The 2,655-nt window shown below is 39.5% G+C and carries 3 protein-coding genes; all 3 read left to right on the top strand.

The features are described 5' to 3' along the window. Nucleotides 1-160 precede the first annotated feature (160 nt). Nucleotides 161-799: a putative metallopeptidase gene (locus C9E89_RS22080; protein ID WP_107010236.1), complete on the top strand. Its 639-nt coding sequence runs from the start codon at nucleotides 161-163 to the stop codon at nucleotides 797-799. A gap of 58 nt (nucleotides 800-857) precedes the next feature. After that, nucleotides 858-1,382, top strand: coding sequence for a DUF2280 domain-containing protein (locus C9E89_RS22085; protein WP_107010237.1), 525 nt, complete (start codon nucleotides 858-860; stop codon nucleotides 1,380-1,382). After that, the coding region (locus tag C9E89_RS22090) for a phage terminase large subunit family protein (protein WP_107010238.1) at nucleotides 1,366-2,655 on the top strand (1,290 nt) is incomplete at its 3' end. The genes C9E89_RS22085 and C9E89_RS22090, both read left to right, overlap by 17 nt.

Here is a 2,655-nt window from a genome sequence, read left to right on the forward strand (position 1 = left end):
AATTATCAAATTTAAGAAATAACTTTTTCAAATAGATGTTGAGACATGTTGAGCATCAAATCAGCACTAGAGGTTTACTACCATTCTGCATGCTCAGCAAAAGAGTAAAGTAATTGATTAAGACCCACATTATGTATGTGGGTTTTTTATTGGATGAAATATGGAACAGATCAGACCATTCCCACCAACAGAACTGATTGACCAAGCCGAGGAAGAAGAAACAATCCGTTTAGCACCTGCACCAGATCTAAAAGATTGGGTGGTTGCTAACTTTCTTACCATTGGTGGCGCGTTACATAATCCTGATCATGACCACATTGCTGAGCTACTTCATGACAGTGACGAGTTCTTAGCTTTTGCTTGGGCATCATCTGCGGCTCAATCTAAAAAACGAATGGTATTGGGTCAATGTGAAAAGGTGATGTTTAATGTTGGTGGATGGAAGAAAGCACGACAAGAACAACAGATGCGGGACTGGTATGGATTTGTACCCACTTATTTAATTACGATTGATGCGAGTTATTGTGAAAAGAGCAATGACCGCAACTTTTGCGCGTTACTGGATCATGAGCTTTATCACATTGGTGTAGAACGCGATGAAGATGGTGAAATGCTTTATAGCGATATGACAGGTTTACCTAAACATTATTTGGCAGGTCACGACATTGAAGAGTTCTTTGGTGTGGTCAGACGTTGGGGTGCAAATGAGTCAGTTAAGCGTTTGGTCGAAATCACAAAGCATGCGCCGTTTGTTCCTGATGTTGATATTTCCAAGTGTTGTGGGACGTGTGTGATTTGAGCTGAAAGGCTCTTTTTTTTGGCTATCTTGCTTTACGTAGCTTTACGAGGTGGCATTTATGGCGACGTTAAGAGAGCCTGTAAAAATCTTTATAGTTCAATCTCTTGCTTGCTTTGAAACCCCTCAACAGGTTGTCGAGTCTGTAAAGCAAGAATTTAACTTAGAAATAACTCGCCAACAGGCTGCGCTTTATGACCCAACCAAGGCAACAGGTAAAAACTTAAGTAAAAAATTAACTGATTTATTTTATAAAACACGCGCTGATTTTAAAGATAACTTTGAAAGCATACCTATTGCAAATAAGGTTTTTCACTTTAAAGAGCTTCAGTCAATTTATGATGATTATTCGAAAAATAGGGTAATGAGGGCGAAAATCCTGAAGCAAGCTCAGGGGCTTATTCAGATGGGTAACGGTGTACAGAGTGGTTTATCTGAAAAAGAACAGATTGAAGTTGAGATGAAACGTTTGGAGCTAGAAAAGCTTAAACGCGAAGTGAATCCGCCAGAAACAAGACCTCCTGAGGAAGATTACAAAATCAGCCTGAATCCTGATGAGGAAATTCCACATGAGCCAATTCTTTAACCCACCTGATGGAGCTGTGCAGCTCACACCTAAACAAGCAAACATTTATCTCTGGGGTTGGCAAAAAGAAGCGCGTTTTCGTGATGCTGTTTGTGGACGGCGCTTTGGCAAAACATTTTTAGCTAAAGCTGAAATGCGGCGTGCAGCAAGATTAGCTGCTAAATGGAATGTTTCTGTTGAAGATGAAATTTGGTATGCAGCACCTACCTTTAAGCAAGCAAAACGTGTTTTTTGGAAGAGATTAAAGCAAGCAATTCCAGCGTCTTGGCGTGCAGGAAAGCCAAATGAAACTGAGTGCTCAATCACTTTAAAAAGTGGTCATGTTATTCGTGTTGTTGGTTTGGATAATTACGATGACTTACGTGGCTCAGGTTTATTCTTTCTAATCATTGATGAATGGGCGGATTGTAAGTGGGCAGCGTGGGAAGAAGTGCTACGTCCAATGCTTTCTACATGCAAATATATTGTGAATGGTGAACAGCGTGTTGGTGGTCATGTTTTAAGAATTGGAACACCCAAAGGTTTTAATCATTGCTACGACACCTTTATGGATGGTCAGCCTGGGCATGAGCCAGATTGTCGAAGTTTTTCTTATACATCCTTACAGGGCGGAAATATTCCTGAATCAGAGATCATTGTTGCGAAGCGCAAGATGGATCCTAAAACATTTAGTCAGGAATATGAGGCGAGTTTTGAAAGTTATCAAGGTGTTATTTATTATTGCTTTAATCGCATTTTGAATAGTTCAAGTGAAGTCGTAAAAGATAATGATACGCTTCATATTGGTATGGACTTTAACGTTACCAAAATGTCAGCTGTTGTTTATGTTCGACGTGGTGAAACCATGCATGCAGTTGATGAATTTGTGAATTTATTTGATACCCCTGCAATGATTGAAGCAATCAAAGAAAAATTTCCTGATCATGAAGTGGGAATCTATCCCGATGCTTCTGGTGAAAATCGAAAATCAAGCAATGCAAGTGAAACGGATTTGGCACTGCTGAGAAAGGCAGGTTTTAGGGTTTATGTTAATTCAAGAAACCCAGCAGTAAAAGATCGAATTAATTCAATGAATGGGATGCTGTGTAATACGCTGAGTGAGCGCAGATTATTTGTTAATGCTATCAAGTGTCCACATTTTACTAAATGCCAAGAACGCCAAATTTACGACGATCATGGTCAACCAGATAAAAAGTCAGGCTTTGATCATATGAATGATGCAGGAACATATCCGATTGCATACCTATTCCCGATTAATGAGCAGATAAAAAGT

It is taken from the genome of Acinetobacter sichuanensis (genome assembly GCF_003024515.2).
Lineage (GTDB): Bacteria > Pseudomonadota > Gammaproteobacteria > Pseudomonadales > Moraxellaceae > Acinetobacter > Acinetobacter sichuanensis.